The sequence below is a fragment of the Amycolatopsis sp. MEPSY49 genome (assembly GCF_051337345.1).
Taxonomy (GTDB): domain Bacteria; phylum Actinomycetota; class Actinomycetes; order Mycobacteriales; family Pseudonocardiaceae; genus Amycolatopsis.
Genome location: NZ_JBDLYJ010000006.1, coordinates 450,729 through 469,647, shown reverse-complemented (window position 1 = coordinate 469,647; position 18,919 = coordinate 450,729). Strand labels below are relative to the sequence as shown.

The 18,919-nt window shown below is 69.7% G+C and carries 18 protein-coding genes and 2 pseudogenes; 13 read left to right on the top strand and 7 right to left on the bottom strand.

Annotation, left to right across the window (positions count from 1 at the left end):
* The first annotated feature begins 61 nt into the window (after window positions 1-61).
* A complete protein-coding gene (locus ABFJ78_RS28350) occupies window positions 62-622 on the top strand; it encodes a TIGR03086 family metal-binding protein (RefSeq protein WP_436389639.1) in 561 nt (186 codons plus the stop codon).
* 513 nt (window positions 623-1,135) lie between these two features.
* On the opposite strand, the gene ABFJ78_RS28345 is transcribed toward ABFJ78_RS28350, so the two are convergent.
* Complete coding sequence (locus ABFJ78_RS28345) at window positions 1,136-2,068, bottom strand: LysR family transcriptional regulator (protein WP_436389638.1); 933 nt, start codon at window positions 2,066-2,068, stop codon at window positions 1,136-1,138.
* Between the two features lie 130 nt (window positions 2,069-2,198).
* Between ABFJ78_RS28345 and ABFJ78_RS28340 the strand changes: the two genes are divergently transcribed.
* The 7 genes from ABFJ78_RS28340 (at window position 2,199) to ABFJ78_RS28310 (ending at window position 8,324) form a co-directional block, all read left to right on the top strand.
* Window positions 2,199-3,050 carry an FAS1-like dehydratase domain-containing protein gene (locus ABFJ78_RS28340; RefSeq protein ID WP_436389637.1) on the top strand — a complete coding sequence of 284 codons (852 nt, stop codon included), beginning with the start codon at window positions 2,199-2,201 and terminating at the stop codon, window positions 3,048-3,050.
* Window positions 3,043-4,200: an acyl-CoA dehydrogenase family protein gene (locus ABFJ78_RS28335; RefSeq protein ID WP_436389636.1), complete on the top strand. Its 1,158-nt coding sequence runs from the start codon at window positions 3,043-3,045 to the stop codon at window positions 4,198-4,200. Before ABFJ78_RS28340 ends, ABFJ78_RS28335 begins: the two co-directional genes overlap by 8 nt.
* On the top strand, window positions 4,197-5,339 hold the full coding sequence (locus tag ABFJ78_RS28330) for a CaiB/BaiF CoA transferase family protein (protein WP_436389635.1): 1,143 nt from the start codon (window positions 4,197-4,199) through the stop codon (window positions 5,337-5,339). Before ABFJ78_RS28335 ends, ABFJ78_RS28330 begins: the two co-directional genes overlap by 4 nt.
* A 23-nt stretch (window positions 5,340-5,362) precedes the next feature.
* On the top strand, window positions 5,363-6,166 hold the full coding sequence (locus tag ABFJ78_RS28325; protein WP_436389634.1) for an HpcH/HpaI aldolase/citrate lyase family protein: 804 nt from the start codon (window positions 5,363-5,365) through the stop codon (window positions 6,164-6,166).
* Between the two features lie 96 nt (window positions 6,167-6,262).
* Window positions 6,263-6,670, top strand: a complete 408-nt coding sequence (locus tag ABFJ78_RS28320) for a carboxymuconolactone decarboxylase family protein (RefSeq protein ID WP_436389633.1) — start codon at window positions 6,263-6,265, stop codon at window positions 6,668-6,670.
* Window positions 6,671-6,699: 29 nt separating this feature from the next.
* Entirely contained in the window at window positions 6,700-7,623 is a 924-nt protein-coding gene (locus ABFJ78_RS28315) for an NAD(P)-dependent oxidoreductase (RefSeq protein WP_436389632.1), read from the top strand.
* Between the two features lie 23 nt (window positions 7,624-7,646).
* Window positions 7,647-8,324 carry a GntR family transcriptional regulator gene (locus ABFJ78_RS28310; protein WP_436389631.1) on the top strand — a complete coding sequence of 226 codons (678 nt, stop codon included), beginning with the start codon at window positions 7,647-7,649 and terminating at the stop codon, window positions 8,322-8,324.
* 449 nt (window positions 8,325-8,773) lie between these two features.
* Here ABFJ78_RS28310 and ABFJ78_RS28305 read toward each other — a convergent pair.
* The 3 genes and pseudogenes from ABFJ78_RS28305 to ABFJ78_RS28295 form a co-directional block, all read right to left on the bottom strand.
* Window positions 8,774-8,956: pseudogene (locus ABFJ78_RS28305) on the bottom strand (transposase); the annotation flags it as partial.
* A gap of 130 nt (window positions 8,957-9,086) precedes the next feature.
* Window positions 9,087-9,872: an alpha/beta fold hydrolase gene (locus tag ABFJ78_RS28300; RefSeq protein WP_436389630.1), complete on the bottom strand. Its 786-nt coding sequence runs from the start codon at window positions 9,870-9,872 to the stop codon at window positions 9,087-9,089.
* Window positions 9,873-9,900: 28 nt separating this feature from the next.
* The gene (locus tag ABFJ78_RS28295; RefSeq protein WP_436389629.1) at window positions 9,901-10,989 is read right to left on the bottom strand and encodes an NADH:flavin oxidoreductase/NADH oxidase; all 1,089 of its coding nucleotides are present in this window, start codon (window positions 10,987-10,989) and stop codon (window positions 9,901-9,903) included.
* A 115-nt stretch (window positions 10,990-11,104) separates the two neighbouring features.
* On the opposite strand from ABFJ78_RS28295, the gene ABFJ78_RS28290 reads away from it, so the two are divergent.
* A complete protein-coding gene (locus ABFJ78_RS28290; RefSeq protein WP_436389628.1) occupies window positions 11,105-12,430 on the top strand; it encodes an MFS transporter in 1,326 nt (441 codons plus the stop codon).
* Between the two features lie 23 nt (window positions 12,431-12,453).
* On the opposite strand, the gene ABFJ78_RS28285 is transcribed toward ABFJ78_RS28290, so the two are convergent.
* The gene (locus ABFJ78_RS28285; protein WP_436389627.1) at window positions 12,454-13,248 is read right to left on the bottom strand and encodes an IclR family transcriptional regulator; all 795 of its coding nucleotides are present in this window, start codon (window positions 13,246-13,248) and stop codon (window positions 12,454-12,456) included.
* A gap of 80 nt (window positions 13,249-13,328) precedes the next feature.
* Between ABFJ78_RS28285 and ABFJ78_RS28280 the strand changes: the two genes are divergently transcribed.
* The 4 genes and pseudogenes from ABFJ78_RS28280 to ABFJ78_RS28265 form a co-directional block, all read left to right on the top strand.
* Window positions 13,329-14,435 (top strand): CapA family protein, encoded by a 1,107-nt coding sequence (locus ABFJ78_RS28280; protein ID WP_436389626.1) that lies wholly within the window; start codon window positions 13,329-13,331, stop codon window positions 14,433-14,435.
* Window positions 14,432-15,319: a polysaccharide deacetylase family protein gene (locus tag ABFJ78_RS28275; RefSeq protein ID WP_436389625.1), complete on the top strand. Its 888-nt coding sequence runs from the start codon at window positions 14,432-14,434 to the stop codon at window positions 15,317-15,319. Before ABFJ78_RS28280 ends, ABFJ78_RS28275 begins: the two co-directional genes overlap by 4 nt.
* The gene (locus ABFJ78_RS28270; protein WP_436389624.1) at window positions 15,316-16,476 is read left to right on the top strand and encodes a M20 family metallopeptidase; all 1,161 of its coding nucleotides are present in this window, start codon (window positions 15,316-15,318) and stop codon (window positions 16,474-16,476) included. The genes ABFJ78_RS28275 and ABFJ78_RS28270 overlap by 4 nt, the downstream gene beginning before the upstream one ends.
* Before the next feature lie 430 nt (window positions 16,477-16,906).
* Window positions 16,907-17,201: pseudogene (locus ABFJ78_RS28265) on the top strand (transposase); the annotation flags it as partial.
* Between the two features lie 56 nt (window positions 17,202-17,257).
* Here the strand turns inward: ABFJ78_RS28265 and ABFJ78_RS28260 are convergent.
* Window positions 17,258-18,205 (bottom strand): cold-shock protein, encoded by a 948-nt coding sequence (locus ABFJ78_RS28260; RefSeq protein WP_436389623.1) that lies wholly within the window; start codon window positions 18,203-18,205, stop codon window positions 17,258-17,260.
* Between the two features lie 413 nt (window positions 18,206-18,618).
* Entirely contained in the window at window positions 18,619-18,891 is a 273-nt protein-coding gene (locus ABFJ78_RS28255; protein ID WP_410596295.1) for a hypothetical protein, read from the bottom strand.
* Window positions 18,892-18,919: the final 28 nt, after the last annotated feature.

The following is an 18,919-nucleotide window of genomic DNA, read 5'->3' as shown; positions in this document are numbered from 1 at the left end:
ACGGGCAAAGGTCCGCGCGTAGGCAATCCGGAACGCCCGTTGAAAGGGGTATTGTGCCGCCATGATCAATGCTCTGGACCTCATTCCCGGCGCCATCGACCGGTTTGGCGCCCGGGTGCTCGAGGTGCCCGCCGGTGCGTGGAACGACCCGACGCCGTGCACCGAATGGAGCGTCCGCGACCTGGTCAACCACCTGGTCGGCGAGCATCTTTGGGCACCGCACATCCTCGCCGGCGAACCCTTGGAGCAGGTCGGCGACCGCTACGACGGCGATCTGCTCGGCGACGACCCGGCAAAAGCCTGGGAACAGGCGGCACAGCGGTCCGGGAAGGCCTGGCTCGACACCGACCTGTCGGGAAACTACCGGTTCTCGTTCGGTGAGGCTCAGTTGACCACCTACGCGGACCAGATGCTCGTCGACCTGACCGTCCACGAATGGGACCTGGCCCGCGGCATCGCCCAGCCCGGCTCGCTCGACCCGGACGCCGTCGAGCTCTGCCTGGCCTACGCCCGCGCCAACGTCAAACGCTGGGACGGCCTGGGCATCATCGCCCCGCCCATCCCCACCGACAGCACCGACCCTGTCGTCCAGCTCCTCTCGCTGACCGGCCGCGCCGTCTAGTGCGCCGGCTTGGAAAGGGCACCTTCTCTTCAGGCCTGCTGTGACTGTCCCAGGGGTGGCGGTGTTCGCTGCGGACGCGGGCAGGTTGCGTCAACGCAAGCAGGCGTGGAGGTCATGGACCAGGACGAGCCGACGGTCAGGCTTCGGGAATTGTGGCGAACGCACTGATCAACGGGAGCAGGATGATGACGGCTTCCCGGGTGGCGGCTTCGGCGCTCCGGCGCGCCGGAATACTCTCAAGATAAGTGATCTCGTCGCCGAGTTCCAGACCTTGAAACCATTCCCCACGAGGCAGCCCATCCTCGAATAGGTCATGTCAACTCACCATAGATGATCTGTTATACACCGCAACAAAACTCGCGTCGCTGTCCCTCGTCCTCCGCCGGTGACGAGGTGCGCCGCAGCGGCTTGGTCCGCCCGGTCATGCGCCGCTCGGCAGGGATTCGATCAGCGCTGGTGCTCGCATGGTTCCCCGACGCGCGTAACCCGACGCCTCGACGGCCACTCACCCGGTCAGCGGTCGAGCAACTGTGCCGAGGGCCACGCGCCGTCCGCGACGGCCGCGCGGATGATCCGGGCCAGTTCCGTCGCGACCGCCTCGACGGCTGGTGGTGTCCGGCCGGTCCGCGGCAAGCCGAGGCCGATGGTTCGCGGGATCTCAGGGTTCCGCAGTGGAGCCGCGCTCAACGTGCCTTCGGCCAAGTCCGTCGCGACGCCGGAGGCAGGCAGGACGGTCCAGCCGCGTCCGGCCTTGACCAGGACCTTCTGCAGTTCCATGGAGTTCGCCTGCACGACCGTGTTGGGCTCGACTCCCGCGGACAGTCGTGCCTGGTCGAACAGGATCCGCAACCCGTGGCCGGGCACCGGGACGATGAACGGCTGCAGCAGCGCGTCGCCGACGTCGACCGGCTGGTCGGGACGCAGTCCGGCAGCCGGCGGCCCCACCACCCACAACCGGTCCCGCAGCAGCGGGATGACGCGCACCGCGGGGGTGTCGTCGAGGTTGTACACCAGGGACAGATCGAGCTCTCCGGTGTCGAGCCATTCGCGTAGATGGCCTGAGTACGCCGTCGAGATGCGCAGATCGATCCGCGGGTACTTCTCCGCGACGACCGCAACCAACGGCGGGACCAGCAGGTCGATGGCGCCGCCCAGGATGCCGACGTGGGCGATGCCCGTCACGGCGCCGCGCACCGGGCTGATCTCGGCGCGGGCCCGCTCGAGCTCACCCAACGCCCGGCGCGCCCGTTCCACCAGCCTCGCGCCGGCGGCCGTCGGGCGCATGCCCTGCCGGGAGCGGTCGAACAGCGGTACGCCGAGTTCTTCTTCGAGGCCGAGAATCTGGCGCGTGACAGCGGACTGCACGAGGTGCAGGAGTTGCGCGGCCTTGGTGACGCTGCCCGTCTCCGCCACGGTCACGACCGCGGTCAGTTGCTTGAAATCCATCTTCCGCCCTCCCCATGTCTCCTCGGCATCCGGTAATGAAATCTTGTCATTCGACTTCAGGCAACATGCTCCTTCAAGATGGATCCACCTGCGCGGCCGGCGCGAGCGTGGCGATGGAGGAACGTTGGCGATGACAGTGGAGACGAACTGGCCAGACTGGATCGGGACCACCCGTTCCAGCACGACTGTGCTCGACCCCGGACCGGCGAACGGGCTGGCGGTCACGCTCGACCGCGCGCCGCTGTTCAAAGCCGGTGACACTCTTCCGCCCGCGTGGCACTGGCTGTACTTCCACGACACGGTTCGGGCGTCGCAGCTCGGCGCCGACGGGCACCCCGCGCTCGGTGTCACGATGCCGCCTGTGCCCTTGTCCCGGCGCATGTGGGCAGGCGGCGACCTCGCGTTCCACTCCCCCGTCCCGCTCGGCGCCACGACGACGAAGATCTCGACCATCCGCGCCATCTCGGAGAAACAGGGTCGCACCGGCCCGCTGTACTTCGTCGACGTCGCCCACGAGATCAGGGTGGCCGGCCGGACGGCGATCACCGAGACGCAAACCATCGTGTACCGGGAACCGCCGACCGGGCCGGCCGGGCACGAAGGGCCACCTGCGCCGGGCGATGCGGAGTTCAGCCAGACCTGGCAGCTCGACAGCACCGCGCTCTTCCGGTACTCCGCGCTCACGTTCAACGGCCACCGCATCCACTACGACGCCGACTACTGCCGGGCCGTCGAGGGCTACCCGAACCCGGTGATCCACGGGCCGCTGCTGGCCACGTTGCTGCTGGACCTGACCGTCCGCCGGCACCGGCCCCTCGCCTCGTTCCGCTACAGGGCCCGCTCCCCGCTGTTCCTGCCGGAGGCGTTCACCGTCAACGGGCGGCGCGACGGGGACACGACGGTGCTCTGGGCCGCCTCCGCAGACGGCCGGCTCGCGATGGAAGCCGAAGCTCTCGACCGGGAGGACTCCTCCGATGCCTGAACTGACCGCGGACGAAGCCGAGCTCGCCGCTCTGGTGCGCACTTGGGTGGACCGGGAAGTCCGGCCCGTGGTGCGCGAGCTGGAGCACGCCAACACCTACCCCGGACGGCTCATCGAGCAGATGAAGGAGATGGGCGTCTACGGGCTGGCCATTCCCCAGCCCTGGGGCGAGGTCGCGGTCAGCACGTCCTGCTACGCCGCCGTGACCACCGAACTCGCCCGCGGCTGGATGAGCCTGGCCGGCGCGATGGGCGGCCACACCGTCGTCGCGAAACTGATCCTCGAGCACGGCACGCGCGAGCAGCAGGACCGTTACCTGCCGAAGATGGCGACCGGCGAGATCCGCGCCACCATGGCGCTCACCGAGCCGGGTGGCGGATCCGACCTGCAGGCCATCCGCACCACCGCGCGCGCCGACGGCGACGACTACGTCATCAACGGCACCAAGACCTGGATCTCCAACGCCCGCCACTCCCAGCTGGTCGCCTTGTTGTGCCGCACCGACCCCGGTGCGCGCCCGGCCCACCGCGGGATCAGCATCCTGCTGGTCGAGAAGGGCCCGGGGTTCGAGGTTTCCCGCGATCTGCCCAAGCTCGGCTACAAGGGTGTCGAGTCCTGCGAGCTGTCCTTCGCCGACTTCCGCGTCCCCCGCGCCGCCCTGCTCGGCGGGCAGGAAGGCCGCGGCTTCGCCCAGATGATGCGGGGCCTGGAGATCGGGCGGATCCAGGTGGCCTGCCGCGCACTCGGCGTCGGTCAGGCCGCGCTCGACGACGCCCTCCGCTACGCGCAGGAGCGCGAGGCGTTCGGGAAACCGATCTGGGAGCACCAGTCGATCGGCAACTACCTCGCCGACATGGCCACCGAGCTGGAGGCCGCCCGCCAGCTCGCCTTCCACGCCGCCCGCACCTACGACTCCGGGCAACGTGCCGACCTGGAAGCGGGCATGGCCAAGCTGTTCGCCTCCGAAACCGCGATGAAGATCGCCCTCAACGCGGTCCGGATCCACGGTGGCTACGGCTACTCCACCGAGTTCGACGTCGAACGCTACTTCCGCGACGCCCCCCTGATGATCGTCGGCGAAGGAACCAACGAGATCCAGCGCACCGTGATCGCCCGCCAGCTCATCCAGCGGAACAAGGTCATCTCGTGACCGCGCTGCCCCTCGACGGCGTCACCGTGGTCGCCCTGGAACAAGCCGTCGCCGCGCCGTTCGCCACCCGCCAGCTCGCCGACCTCGGTGCCCGGGTCATCAAGATCGAACGCCCCGGCACGGGCGACTTCGCCCGCGCCTACGACCACACCGTCCACGGCGAGGCAAGCTACTTCGTGTGGCTCAACCGCGGCAAAGAAAGCATCGAGCTAGACCTCAAGAACCCCGGCGACCGCACCCTGCTGGGCCGCATGATCGACCACGCCGACGTGGTGGTGCAGAACCTCGTGCCCGGCGCGGTCGATCGGCTCGGTCTCGACGCCGACACGCTCCGTGCGACGCGCCCCGAGCTGATCTACTGCTCCATCTCCGGCTACGGCAGCGAAGGCCCGTACCGGGCGAAGAAGGCCTACGACCTGCTCGTGCAGTGCGAGACCGGCTTGGTGTCGGTGACCGGGACGCCGGACGAGCACGCCAAGGCCGGCGTCTCGATCGCCGACATCGCCACCGGGATGTACGCCTACAGCGGCATCCTGACCGCGCTGTACGAGCGAAGCCGCACCGGCACCGGCAGCACCATCACCGTCGCGATGATCGACGCACTCGGCGAATGGATGATGCAGCCCGCCTACTACTCCGTCTACGGCCGGCGCGCGAACGTGCGCACCGGCGCGCGGCACGCGTCCATCGCGCCCTACGGCCCGTACCGCGCCGGCGACGGCTCGACGGTCTTCCTCGGCGTCCAGAGCGACCGCGAATGGGCGGCCCTCTGCGCCGAGGTGCTGCGGCAGCCCGAACTCGCCGTCGACCCGCGGTTCGTGACCAACACCGACCGCGTAACACACAACGATGCGATCACCCCGCTGATCGAGGCCGCGTTCACGCAGCTGACCGCCGACGAAGCCGTTGCCTTGCTCGACGAAACCGGCATCGCGTCGGCGCGAGTCAGGACGCCCGCGGAGTTCTTCGAGCATCCGCAGCTCACAGCCCGCGACCGCGGGCGGGAGATCAAGACCACCGGCGGCACCGTCCGGGCGCTCCTGCCGCCGGTGACGGTGCGCGGCCGCGAAGCCCGGATGGGCGCCGTCCCCGCACTCGGCGAACACACCGAAGCCCTGCGCGCCGAGTTCGGCGCCTGACCACACTGTGGAGGAGACCGGCGATGGCGGCACCTGCCCTCGAAACGGCCCGGACGTTCCTCTTCGTCCCCGCGGACCGACCTGACCGGTTCGGCAAGGCGGTCGCCGCCGGAGCCGACGTGGTGATCATCGATCTCGAAGACGCGGTCGCGCCTGAGAACAAGGTCCACGCCCGAGCCGGGGTGACGCGGTGGCTGGCCGGCGGAGGACGCGCCGCGGTGCGGATCAACGGCCGGACCACGCCGTGGTCCGATGACGACGTAGCCGCGGTCAGCACGGCGACGGCGGTGGTCGTCCCGAAAGCGGAGTCGGCGGAGGACGTCGCGGCCTGCCACGACAACGGCGCCGTCGCGATCATCCCCATCATCGAAACCCCACGCGGTTTGCTGGCCGCCGGTGAGATCTGCCGCGCCCCGGGCGTGGTCAGGGTCGCCTTCGGCAACGTCGACTTCGCCGCCGAGCTGGGCGTCGACCCGGCCTCCCACGCGGCACTGGCCGCCGCACGGTCGCAGCTCGTCTACGCCTCGGCGGCGGCATGCTGCGCGCCGCCGATCGACGGCGTCACGACGGCTTTCGACGACCCCGAGTCCCTGGCCCTCGACGCACGACACGCCCGCGAGCTGGGGTTCGGCGCGAAGCTGCTCATCCACCCCGCACAGATCAAGCGCACCGCCGAGATCTTCGCCCCGTCGGCGAAGGACGTCGCATGGGCGCGCGGCGTGCTGGCGTCTCCGAACTCGGGCGTCGGTGCCGACAACGGACAGATGATCGACGATCCGGTCCGGCGGCGTGCTCGGCGTCTCCTTGCCGCTGCCGAGCTCACCTGATCGGTAGCACGGCCTGCTCCGGCGCTTCGGCGAGCCCGGGGTTGACTAACCGTATTACGGTATTATGGTTAGGACACCGACGACCGGAGGACCCAGATGACCACCACTGATCACGATCCGCAGACCTACATCGACGACATGGCGCGCAAACGGGGCTACGTCCTCGACTACCACAAGGTGATGGCCAAGCAGGACTTCGATGTGTTGCGGGCCGCCAACAGGCTGGTCAGCGCCGCGTACCTCGACCAGCGCACGCTGGACCGCAAGACGAAGGAGCTCATCTTCATCGTCAGCCTCACGGTGATGCGTGCCACGAAGGGGCACATCCAGAGCCACATCAAGGTCGCCCTCGAACTCGGCGTCACGCCCCGCGAGATCCTCGAAGCGATCGAGATTTCTTTGCCCGAAGCGGGGATCGTCGCGTTCCAGACCGGTTTCGAGGCCTGGCGCGAGGTCGTCGGCGCGGACGGCCTCGAGCCGACCGTCGCCGCCTTCCAGGGCTGACCCGCCGGACATCACGAAGGGAAGTGGTCATGGCAGCCGCCGTCACCTTCATCGGCCTGGGCACGATGGGACAGCCGATGGTCCGCAACCTCGCGCGATCCGTGCCGGTCGCGGTCCACGACGCCGACCGTGCCGTGGTCGACGCGGCCACCCGGAACGCGGGGGTGACGGCGTTACCGGGCCTCCTCGACGGAGCCGATGCCGACGTCGTGATCCTCATGCTGCCCGACAGCACCGTGGTCGAGCGGGTGCTCGGCGATCCCGGAAACCCGCGAAGCTTCGCCCGCCGGTTGAGACCCGGCACGCTGGTGGTGGATATGGGATCGTCGGCGCCCCGTGCGACTCAGGAACTGGCCGGGCGACTGAAAGAGGGCGGCGTCGCGATGGTCGACGCCCCCGTTTCCGGCGGCCCGCGCAAGGCCGCGACGGCCGAACTGACGATCATGGCGGGCGGCTCCGCCGAAGACTATGAACGGGTCCTGCCGATCCTGCGCACGATGGGGACGTCCGTGACACACGTGGGCCCCGTCGGGGCCGCGCACGCGCTGAAGGCGCTCAACAACCTCTTGTCGGCCATCGGCCTGGTCGGGGCGCTGGAGGTGCTCACCGCGGGCGCCAAGTTCGGCCTGGACCCACGGATCATGCTCGACGTCGTCAACCGGTCCACCGGCCGCAACCAGTCGACGGAGGTCAAGATCGGGCCGGAAGTGCTGGACGGGCGGTTCCAGGTCGGCTTCTCGCTTCGGTTGACCGTCAAGGACATCACCACCGCGCTGGACCTGTCGACTTCGCTCGGGCTGGCGCCGGAAGTGTCGCGGGCCTGTGTCCGGTTCTGCCGTGAAGCGCTCGCCGACCTGGGCGAGGGGAACCCGGACCAGTCCGAGATCGCCCGCCACCTGGCGAAGGTGACCGGCGTTGACCTGACGAGGCATACTACAGTGATACCGTCTTAGACCGATGACGAGGAGACGGCCGCGTGACAGGACAAAGAGTGCAGCGCGTGGCCGCTCCCTTGCGGGCGCAGGTCCTCGAAGCGCTCCGGCACGACATCCTGGCCGCGGAGTTCAAGCCGGGTGAGCGACTGGTCGAATCCCGGTTGTGCGCGCGGTACGAGGTTTCCCGCACCGTCGTCCGCGAAGTCCTGCGGCAGCTCGACTCCGAAGGCCTGGTGACCACGGTGCCCAACCGGGGACCGGTCGTCACCGAGCTGACCGCCGGCGACGCCGAAGCGCTGTTCGAGGTGCGCGGCGCACTCGAAGGCCTGGCCGGAGCCCTGTTCGCCCAGCGAGCCACCACCGAACAGCGTGAGCTGATGGGCAAGGTCGTCCGGCGCTACGCCAGGACGCACCGCAAGGCGGATCTGGCCGAGCGGCTGGAGATGAAGGACGAGTTCTACGACGTCCTCATCGACGGCGCGGCGAACCCGATCATCGCTTCGACACTGCGCGGCATCCACGCCCGCGTGCAGCTGCTGCGTGGCCTGTCCATGCAGGCCGAAGGCCGCGGGCCGGAAACCGTCCGCGAGCTGACCGCCATCCACGACGCCGCGGCCGTTCGCGGTGACGCCGCCGCCGCTCGTGAGGCGTGCGAGGACCACGTCCGCAACGCCGCGACCACCGCGCTGCGCGAACTCGCCGCACGGCAGTCGGGCTGAGCGGGACCCGGGAGTCCTAGAGCTTGTTTCCTTGTCGTAGCCACTCGTTGATCGCCGCGATGTGCACGGTTGCCGCACAGCGAACCGCGAGTTCGTCGAACCGTCTGGCGACGCCTCGGTTGCGTTTGAGCCGGTTGATGCCGCACTCCACCGCGTGCCGTTGCTTGTAGATCTCCGGGTCGAATGCCGGTGGCCGCCACCAGCCCGGCCGCGGTTGCGGCGCTGCCGGACCTGATCAGCGGGCTGGGGAATCGTGCACGCGATCCCGCGCCGCCGTAGATAGGCCCGGTCGGCGCGGCCGCCCGGTTGGTCGTGGAATCCACGCTCACCTCCCAGGTGATCAGCCCGGCGGCGTCGGCCCGGGTCGGCAACGCCGCCAAGACCAGCGCCCGCACACCGGCGCGCGGCCGGCGCCGGAACAAGCCATAGACGGTTTGCCAGCAGCCACGCACAGGTGGGACGTCACGCCACGGCGAACCGACACGAACCCGCCAGCGGATGCCGTTCAAGAGCCGGCGTTTGCTCCACGGTGGCGGGCGGCCGGGCTTCTTGCCGACGGGCAGCAGCGGTTCCAGGATCGCCCACTGCGCGTCGGTCGGATCGGCTCGCCCCGTCGCCGCCAGGCTGGGCACGAGGTCTCCGGTGTTCTTGATCAGCTTGGTCGTTGATCGGTCTACCGGAGACCTCGTCTATCTCGTCCAAGACACGCCGCACCCACAACGCCGGCCAGAAGCTCCGCTGGTCAGCACATCGAAACAGGCCCTAGGCGGACATCTCGGCGGCCAGCAGCGCGGCCGTGGCTTCGGGCGATTCGACGTGGAAATGGTGGCTTCCCAGCTCGATCGTCTCGATCCGCACGCGATCGCCGTAGCGATCGATGGCTTCCTGGGTGATGATCGCGCGCACGGCGAACACCACGATCGGCTGGGTCGTCTCGCGCAGCGCGGCGTCCATGTCCCAGCTCACCAGTCCTTCGAGGGCGGACAAGCCCGCCGGCTGACGCACGGCGCTCATCTTCTCGATGTAGGCGTCCACCAGGGCGGGGTCGGTGCCGGGCGGTGAGCCCGCCTCGACCATGCCCCGCATCGCCCCGGCGAAGTCCTCGCGGAAGGGGTGCAGCAACGCGTCGGCCGCGCATTCGTCCTGCGCGGGGAACAACGACAGGTAGTGCAGGGCATCGAGCGCCACTATGCGGGTGACCACCCCGGGCAGCAGCCTGCCGGTTTCGACCGCGACCGCCCCGCCCAACGAATGCCCGATGACGACGCACGAACCGACCGACTCGGCTTCGAGGACGGCCGCCACGTCGCGGGCGAATTCCTCCATCGTCCAGACGTCGCGGGTGGACCGCGAGTCTCCGTGCTCGGCGAGGTCGACCGCCAGCACGCGGAGATGTCGCGGGAGGAAGCCGGTGATCGCGTCGAAGTCGCGGCGGTCGCAGCCCCAGCCGTGGACGAGTGCCATGACCGGCCCGTCGGCCGGGCCGGTGACCGTGTAGTGGATCGTCGTGCCGTCGGGACGGACGACTTCGCGGTTCTCTTTGTTCACCATGATTTCCTTGTCATCCGGGAGAGGGTCAGAGCGCGCGGTGGTAGCGGACGGGCCAGGCTTCCTTGTCGGCGGGGCGGCCGCGCAGAGCGAGGTACGGGTCACGCAGCAGGGGACGGCCCAGCAGCACGGCGTCGGCCTCGCCGTCGCCCACGATCCGGCTCGCCGCCGCCAAGCCGTCGATCTGCCCGACCGGAGCGACCGCGAGACCTGAGGCCTGCTTGAGCGCGGCCGCGAACCCGACGTTCACCCCGGCCCGTGCGGGCGGCCGGGCTTCGAGGTCACGCACCAGGACACCGGACGTGACGTCGAGGAGGTCGATGCCCGCGGCCGCCAGTTCCTTGGCGAACTCGGCGGCGTCCTCGACGGTGATACCGCCTTCGGCCCAGTCGGTCGCGGTGATGCGAACGAAGACCGGCTTGTCCGCCGGGAAGGCTTGCCGGACCGCCCGGGCCACGCGCAGCGGGAAGCGCATCCGGTTGCGCGGGCTCCCGCCGTACTCGTCAGTGCGGTGGTTGGCCAGCGGGGACAGGAACTGGTGCAGGAGATACCCGTGCGAGGCGTGGATCTCGACGGCCTGGTACCCGGCGAGGTGGGACATCCGGGTCGCCTGGGCGAAGGCTGCGACGACCTCGTCGAGGTCGGCCTGAGTCGCTTCGCGGGGCACGGCCAGGTCGCCGAACGGGATCGCCGACGGCCCGAACACGCCCCAACCGCCGTCGGACACTCCGACCGGGCCGTTCTGCCCTTCGCCCTCCCAGGGCACCTGGTGTGATCCCTTCCGGCCCGCGGCCAGCAGCTGGATCGCGGGGACCGCGCCGTGTCCGGCGATGAACGACGTCAGGCGACGATGGGCGACGGCCTGTCCTTCGGTCCAGATCCCGAGGTCCGCCGAGGTGGTCCGGTGCTGCGGGCCGACCGCCGTGGACTCGACCATGATCAGCCCCGCTCCGCCGACCGCGCGCTGGCCGTAGTGCACCAGGTGCCAGTCGGTCGGCAAACCGTCGGGTCCCGCGGCGTACTGGGCCATCGGGGACATCCACAGGCGATTGGGGATCGAAACGTCCCGCAACCGCAACGGGTTCAGCTCCGGGGCGGGTGCTTCAGGGCTGGGCACAGCGAACTCACTTCCTCGCAACATTGTATGACCGTAGTACGGCCTGTTGACAGATGAGAATACCGTATTACGGTAATCCAATCGACCGGGCTGGCTTCGAACCTCAGGGAGAGCCGTGACTGCAGAACAGCACACCGTCGTGACCGGAAACCCTGGTGCCGCGGCACCTCCGGCCAAGATGACCGCCAAGCAGCGGAAGGCGGTCCTCGCCGGGGCGCTGGGCAACGCTGTCGAGTACGTGGACTGGGGGATCTACGCGTCCCTGGCGCCGGTCTTCGCGAACCAGTTCTTCCCGAAGGGCGATCCGGCCGCCGCGTTCCTGTCCACGCTCGCGATCTTCGCGGTGGGCTTCTTCGTCCGTCCGCTCGGTGGTCTCGTGCTCGGCGCCTACGCCGACCGGTTCGGCCGGAAGAAGGCCCTGACGCTGACCATCGGCCTGATGTCGGCCGGCGGTCTCGCCATCGCGGTGTGCCCGACCTACGAGCAGGCCGGCGTGTTGTCGCCCGTGGTCCTGCTGGTGGCCAGGCTGGTGCAGGCTTTCTCCGCGGGCGGCGAATGGCCGAGCTCGGTGTCGTACATCCTGGAGAACGCGGCTCCGGGGAGGCGGGCGTTCGCGGGATCCTTCCAGCAGGTGTCGACGGCCGGCGGGATCCTGCTCGCGTCGCTGTTCGCGCTCGCCGTGACCACCCTTCTGGACGATCGGCAGCTGCACTCCTTCGGCTGGCGGATCGCCTTCGCCGCCGCCGCCGCTCTGGGGTTGATCGTCCTGTGGTTGCGGCTCCGCACCGAGGAAACGCGGCACTTCCACGACGCGGCGGCGACCACCGCCCCGCACCGGCCGGTCCGGACGCTGTTCGCCGAGCACAAGCTGAGCCTGCTTCGCGTCGTCGGGATCACCGTTCCCGGGACGATCATCTACTACCTGTGGATCACGGCCATGCCCGGCTACGTCGCCGTGACCACCGGCCTGGACCTCGATCGGGCCCTGCTCGCGAATTCGCTGTCCGTCGTCGCGTTCATGCTGCTGCTCCCACTCGGAGGACTGCTGTCGGATCGGTTCGGGAGGCGTCCGACCTTCCTGTTCTTCCTGGTCGGGTTCGCGCTGTACGCGTGGCCTGCCTATCGCCTGCTCGACGGGGCAGGCTTCTGGACGCTGGTGCTCGTCGAGTTCGTCGGGGTGGTGCTGCTCGTCGGCAACTCGGCGAACGTGGCGGCGCTCTACGCCGAGTTGTTCCCGACCCGGGTGCGCACCACCGGGACCGGCTTGCCTTACGCGGCAACGGTCGCGCTCTTCGGCGGCACGGCGCCGTACTTCACGACCTGGCTGACCGGCATCGGGCACCGCGACAAGATCTGGATCTACGTGGTCGCCGCGGCGGTCGTCGGCATGGTCACGATCACGACGATGCCCGACAGCGCGAAGATGGACCGGCTCCCGTGATGACATACGAGACCTCCCCGGTGTCAGTCGGCCGCGAGCAGGTGACTGATTTCGGCCGCGGCGGCCATGACCAGTGGCGCGAGGGTGTTCTCCTGGTCGCGGCGGTATCGCGTTTCCGGAACAGCGAGCGTGACCGCCGCGATCGGACGCCCGAGCGGGTCACCGACCGCCGCGCCGATGGAGGCCACGTGCGGGCGGTACCACGAGGACGAGCCGTTGAGCGCGTAGCCACGCTTCGCGGTCTGGGCGATCTCGCGCCGGAGCTCCGCGACGTCCGGCAAGGGGGCGTCGGCGAACTCCGCGAGCTCGCACCGCAGCAGTTCGTCGACCTCGTCGTCCTCGAGCAGCGCCATGATCGCCGTGCCGCCCGACGTCGCGCGCAGCGGCACCCGCGTGCCGATTTCGAGGAAGACGCGAACGACCTGCGTGGTGTCCTCACGGGCGACGATGACGAGACACTCGCCGTCGCGCACGCCGAGCAGGACGGTCTCGTCGGTCGCGGCCGCGAGACGCTTGAGGACCGGGGCCGCCACGTCCTGGAGATCGCGCTCCCCCGTGCTGCGCAGCCCGAGGGCCAGCACCTTCCTCGTCACGCCCCACCGCGCGCGTTCGGTGTCCATGACCTTGAGCCAGCCGGCCTGCCTGAGCGTCACCAGGCAGCGCTGGACGGTGCCCTTCGGGATCTCCGTCACACGGGCCAGTTCCGAGACGCCGATCGGTTGTCGCAGGGCGACTTCTTCGAACACCCGCAAGGTGGTCAGGACGCTGTTCATCGACCGGACACTGCCGGACCGCCGATCCGCTTCTTCCTCTCGCATGACACCGAGCCTACCCGCAACTGGGCTACAATGCGATATGCCGTATCGCACTGTGAAACGGAGGGTCGATGGACCTCGTAGTGGTGGGAGACGTCGTCGCGGCGGGGCGACCGCGACGACCCGCGAGCGATCCGGCGTTCGGGCTGCTTCGCGGCGGCGACCTGACGATCGGCAACCTGGAGGTCCCGTACACCGATTCCGGGGTGCGTGCCGAGAAGCTGGTCACGATGCGGGCGCCGGTCGCGGGCGCGGCGGAACTGGCGGCACTCGGCTTCGATCTGGTCTCCTTGGCGACGAACCACGCGCTGGACTTCGGCGGCGAGGGGCTGCGTGACACGATGCGGGCGCTGGACGCCGCGGGTGTCCGGCACGCCGGGGCGGGTGCGACGATCGCCGAAGCGACCAGGCCTCGCGTCGTGTCCGCCGCCGGGCGGACACTGGCCTTCTTCAGCTTCTGCTCGGCGCTCCCGCTGGGCTTCAACGCCACGGCCGATCGTGCCGGGGTCGGGGCGATCCGGGTGCGCCAAAGCTTCGAGTTCGACAGCACGCTCCTCGACGAAACCCCGGGGATGCCGCCTTTCGTGCATTCGAGCGCGCACGAACCGGACGTGCGCGCGGCCGAAGCCCTGATCGATAAAGCCAAGCAGGACAACGATTTCGTCGTGGTCGCGCTGCACTGGGGCGTGCCGTTCTGCTACCTGCCCGCGACGCAGGGCCCGCTGGCGGAATACCAGCGCCCCCTGGCCCGGCGACTGGTCGAAGCCGGCGCGGACCTCGTCATCGGGCACCACCCGCATTGCCTGCATCCGGTGGAGTTCCACGAGAACGGGCTGATCCTGTACTCCACCGGAAATTTCCTCTTCGACTGGTGCGACGGGTGGAACGCGGAATCGATGACCGTACGAAAAGACGCGCGCCCGGCCCCGCCTTACCGAGCGGCCTTGCTCGACGGCCCCTGGTTCGAGAGCGCGGTGTTCCGGATCCGGCTGGGCGGCGCCGGCGGCCCTTCCCTCCGCCTGGACCCCATCGAACTCGATCCGGACAGCCAGCCGATCCTGCCGCGCCCGGAGGTGGCGGCCTCGATCCTCGCCCGGATCGCGGCGATGTCCCGGGAGCTGGATCCGTCCGTCGTGGTCGATGCGGGCGGGCGCCTGCGGCGAAACTTCGGAGAAACGGAGGAAGTATGAGTGAACCGTGGCAATGGGACGAACAGGTCTGGCGCGGGCACGTGGAGCGCGTTCGCGCCGGGCGTGCACTGCGGCCGGAGTCCTGGCCGGGCGGCGCCGAGGTGGCGGTGGCGTTGTCGTTCGACTCCGACCACGAGACGATCCCCCTGCGCGACGGCGAAGTGCTGCCGGGAAAGCTGTCCCAGGGCGAGTACGGCGCCAGGGTCGGTGTGCCCCGGGTGCTGAAGCTGCTCGACCGGTTCGGAGCGCCCTCGACCTTCTTCATGCCCGCGGTGTCCGCGCTGCTGCACGACGGCGAGGCGAAGTCCTATGTGGACGCCGGGCATGAGATCGCCCTGCACGGCTGGATCCACGAACGCAACACCCAGGTGCCGCCGGAAGCCGAGCGCGAACTCGCTTTCCGCGCCGCGGACACGCTCGAACGCCTGACCGGGACACGGCCGGTCGGCATCCGCACGCCATCGTGGGACTTCTCCGGGCATTCGCTCGAGATCATCCGCGACCTGGGGCTGACGTACGACTCGTCGCTGATGGCCGACGACGACTGCTACGAGATCGTCGCGAACGGCGAGCCCACCGGCATCGTCGAACTGCCGGTCGAGTGGATCCGTGACGACATGCCGTACTTCATGATGGAGCGCTTCGGGGCACAGCGGCCGTACACGCCGCCGCGCGGGGTGCTGTCGATCTGGCGCGACGAGTTCGATCTCGCCCGTGCCGAAGGCGGCGTCTTCCAGCTCACCCTGCATCCGCACGTGATCGGGCATCGCTCCCGCGTCACGATCCTCACCGAACTGCTCGAACACATCGCGTCGCACGAAGGCGTCTGGTTCGCCACCCACGCCCAGATCGCCGACCACGTCGGAAAGGAGCTGTCACGATGACCGGAATCGAGCAGCGCGTCGAGCGCACGTTCGAGCAAAACCTGGACTCGGTCCTGGAGCTTTCGCACCGGATCAACGCCAACCCCGAACTGGCCTTCGAAGAACACGCGACTTCGGCCGCGCTTGTCGCGGCCCTGGAATCCGGCGGGTTCTCCGTGGAGAAGGGGGTGGCCGGCCTGCCGACGGCGTTCGTCGCCTCGGCCGGGTCCGGCGGCTTCGTGTTCGGTCTGTGCGCGGAAATGGACGCGCTCCCCGGGATCGGGCACGGCTGCGGGCACAACGTCATCGCCGCGTCCGCCGTCGGCGCCGCACTGGCGCTGGCCCCGTACGCCGGCGAACTCGGGCTGACGATCCGGGTTTTCGGTACTCCGGCGGAGGAAAGGGGGACCGGCAAGGAAATCATGGTCAACGAAGGGGTCTTCGACGGCACCCACGCGGCCATGATGGTGCACCCGACGCTGAAGGACGTCGTCGTCCCGCACCTGCGGGCCTCGCGCTCCTGGCAGGTCACCTACACCGGGGTCGGCGGCCACGCCTCGCGTCCCTGGAGCGCGTTGAACGCGGGGGACGCGACGGTCGTCGCCCAGACCGCGATCGGGTTGCTGCGCCAGCAATTGCGCGACGGCATCCGCGTGCACCACATCGTCAAGGAAGCCGGAGCCGCCGTCAACGTCATCCCCGACCACGCTGTCGTCGACTGCATGATCCGGGCCGACACGATCGACGAGGTCGACGAGGTGTGGGAGCGGGTGCGGCGCTGCTTCGAGGCGGGAGCGGTGGCCACCGGCACCGGCGTCGAGTACACCGCGCTGCCGTCCATCTACCGCGAATTCCGGCACGATCCTGATCTGGCCCCGCTGTTCGAGAAGCACGCGAAGCTCGTCGGCCGGACCTTTCCCGACTACCCGGACAAGATGTTCGGTTCGACCGACATGGGCAACGTTTCGCTGCGCGTGCCCGCCATCCACCCGATGCTCTCCTTCGACCTGCCCCCCGAGGACGGCAACCACACCGCCGCCTTCGCCCTCGCGGCGGGCGGCCCCGAGGGCGACCGGTTCGTCCGCGACGCGGGTTTGGCGATGGCTCTCACCGTCGTCGAGGTCGCCCGGTCAGGACAGACCCGGGAACGGCTGATCGCCAGGGCACAGGGAGGCTGAGCCCGGCAGGGCGCCGGCCCGATCGACCCGACTCGGCCGGCGATCGTCCCCGAAGTCACCGGATATGGGCACAGGACGCGGACCGGCTCCCGAATCGACAGCTGTGACCTGCTCGTCGTCGGCGCCGCCACCCTGTTTCCCAAGCTTTCGTTCCGCCTCACCGCGTCCCAGGTCGGCCTCGTGACCGCGGCGGCGTTCGTGGGCGGGCACGGCGCCCGGCCTGCGCCAGAGGTGGCGCGGACGAGCACCAGACCAAGACCCGGATCTGCTGCTCACCCTGTTCGAAGCAGCGCGCCCCTGCGGGGGCGCGCTGCCGGGGCGGGCACCCCGGAACCCGCCCAGCACCCGCACTCCGACGGCAGCCTGGAACCGGCCCGGCCTGCCGCCGCCTGCGTAACCTGCCGGTCCTGGTCGTCGATCGGGGGCAGTCGTGGCGAAGACGACGCAGCAGCGGCGGGTCGAAGACCGGCTCTGGGAGCTGATCGACCCCTGATCCCGTCCCGACCAGCGCCGCGCGGTCCAGGTGGGCGGCCCCGGATCGATGACCGTGCCGCGCTAGAGGGATCTTGTTCGTGCTCGACACGGGCTGCCGCTGGCGAGCCCTGCCAGAGCAGCTCGGATGCGGTTCCGGGCACACCGCGTGGCGGCGGTTACGTGAGTGGCAGGACGCCGGTGTGTGGGACCGGCTGCACCAGCTCGTGCTCGACGAGCTGGCCAACATCGACGGGGATGAACGAGCGCTCTCGTCGGGAAGTGATCAGCCATCGGTGGGGCCGCCTCGTCAGAGGCGTTCGATGCGGTCGGCCTGCGGGCCCCGGTCGCTCTGACGCACCGTGTACCGGACCCGGTCACCCTTCTGCAGCGGCTCCGACCCCATGATCACGGACACGTGGGCGAAGAGATCGTCGCCGCCTGCGTCCGGGGTGATGAAGCCGAAGCCGCGGTCGGCGTCGTAGCGCGCGACGACGCCCTCGCCGCCTCGTACGGGCACGTCCCGCGCCGCCGGCCCTGCGGCCGCGGCAGGTGCCGACCGCTGCGGCGCCGTCTGGGGCTCGGCGCCCCGGACCAGGTGCACGTCGCGGGCCTGCGGGCCCTTGTCTCCACTAGCCACCTCGTAGGCGACGCGGTCGCCCTCCGCGAGCCACGTCAGCCCCTCGGCCAGGGCCCGGGCGTGAACGAAGACGTCCCCGGCACCGGAGTCGGGATTGATGAAGCCGAAGCCCTTGTCCTCGTCGTACCAGGCCACCGTGCCGTCGGCACCGTCCGCAGTACCAGCCGCAGCGGGTGAGCCGGCCCCTGCTCCCAGCGGGATCACGTGCCCGGCCTGCGGGCCGCGCTCGCCTTCGACGATCAGGAAGGCCACCCGCTGCCCCTCGGTGACCACGCCGCCGGTCACGATGGCGGAGCTGTGCACGAAGATGTCGGCGCCGCCGCCGTCCGGCGACGCGAAGCCGTACCCCTTGCCCGGCTCGTACCAGTTGATGGTGCCGAGCAGGCCCACGGCGCTGCCGGTGGCCGCATCGGCGGTGACGCGAACGCGCAGCGCCTGGGGCCCGCGGTCGTTCTCGCCGACCTCGAACACGACGGCCTGACCCTCGCGGAGCACTTTCGCGCCGCCGTCCCCGACGATCTCGGAGGCGTGCACGAACACGTCCGGCGAGCCGTCCTCGGGCGCGAGGAAGCCGAAACCCCGTTCGGCGTCGAACCAACGGACGGTCCCTTGCGGCATCAACGGCTCCAGGTCGAGAGGGCGGGCACTGGCCCCCAGTCTCCCTGACAGACCTCCGGTCCGTCGGGCCGGGCCCCACCGGCGGGCGGTGCGGAGCCACGGGCGGGCCGTTGGTCCACCTGGCGACACGCCGAGTTTCGAGACCAGGTCTCAGCGCGCTCGCCGCCGCCTACGGCGTAGCGCCACCATCCAGCCGCATCTCGCGACAACCATGCAGCGCGCTGAACCTGGATTGTCGCCACGATACGGACTGCCGCCATTACCGGACGCAGCATTGCCGCCAGCCGCCGGGTCAGGCCTGCCCTCGAAGCCGGGTCGAACAAGTGGCAGCTAGACACGCTCAGGTGCCCGGCGGTGTCCAGCTGTTATGGGTTCGAGCCGACGAGGTCGCGGGGCCCACCTCGGAAGCTCGATCAGCGGTCAAGCCACGGAGCGAGCAGTTTCTCCAGATCAGCGTCCGACAGCGCCCGCGGCCCACCATGGAACTCGTGCCACCGCGAAGCATCCCGCGCCGCGGTGTACTCCACCTCGAACGCCCGCATCAGCACGTACATGAACGTCACCGAGCTGAACCGCTCACCGAGCAGCGTCCGCGCCTCACGAGCCACCTCGGTCGCACCGCGGCCGACCACGTCCGCGAGCCGCAGCTCCTCCGCGGCCGGATCCAGCAGGCTGGGGGCATACATCACGACAAACTCTCCAAGATCGAAACGA

Excerpts from the sequence above, each read along its gene's own strand:
- ABFJ78_RS28350 (WP_436389639.1), top strand. The coding sequence starts at position 62 with ATGATCAATGCTCTGGACCTCATTCCCGGCGCCATCGACCGGTTTGGC.
- ABFJ78_RS28345 (WP_436389638.1), bottom strand. The coding sequence starts at position 2,068 with ATGGATTTCAAGCAACTGACCGCGGTCGTGACCGTGGCGGAGACGGGC.
- ABFJ78_RS28340 (WP_436389637.1), top strand. The coding sequence starts at position 2,199 with ATGACAGTGGAGACGAACTGGCCAGACTGGATCGGGACCACCCGTTCC.
- ABFJ78_RS28335 (WP_436389636.1), top strand. The coding sequence starts at position 3,043 with ATGCCTGAACTGACCGCGGACGAAGCCGAGCTCGCCGCTCTGGTGCGC.
- ABFJ78_RS28325 (WP_436389634.1), top strand. The coding sequence starts at position 5,363 with ATGGCGGCACCTGCCCTCGAAACGGCCCGGACGTTCCTCTTCGTCCCC.
- ABFJ78_RS28320 (WP_436389633.1), top strand. The coding sequence starts at position 6,263 with ATGACCACCACTGATCACGATCCGCAGACCTACATCGACGACATGGCG.
- ABFJ78_RS28315 (WP_436389632.1), top strand. The coding sequence starts at position 6,700 with ATGGCAGCCGCCGTCACCTTCATCGGCCTGGGCACGATGGGACAGCCG.
- ABFJ78_RS28285 (WP_436389627.1), bottom strand. The coding sequence starts at position 13,248 with ATGCGAGAGGAAGAAGCGGATCGGCGGTCCGGCAGTGTCCGGTCGATG.
- ABFJ78_RS28275 (WP_436389625.1), top strand. The coding sequence starts at position 14,432 with ATGAGTGAACCGTGGCAATGGGACGAACAGGTCTGGCGCGGGCACGTG.
- ABFJ78_RS28270 (WP_436389624.1), top strand. The coding sequence starts at position 15,316 with ATGACCGGAATCGAGCAGCGCGTCGAGCGCACGTTCGAGCAAAACCTG.
- ABFJ78_RS28260 (WP_436389623.1), bottom strand. The coding sequence starts at position 18,205 with ATGCCGCAAGGGACCGTCCGTTGGTTCGACGCCGAACGGGGTTTCGGC.
- ABFJ78_RS28255 (WP_410596295.1), bottom strand. The coding sequence starts at position 18,891 with ATGTATGCCCCCAGCCTGCTGGATCCGGCCGCGGAGGAGCTGCGGCTC.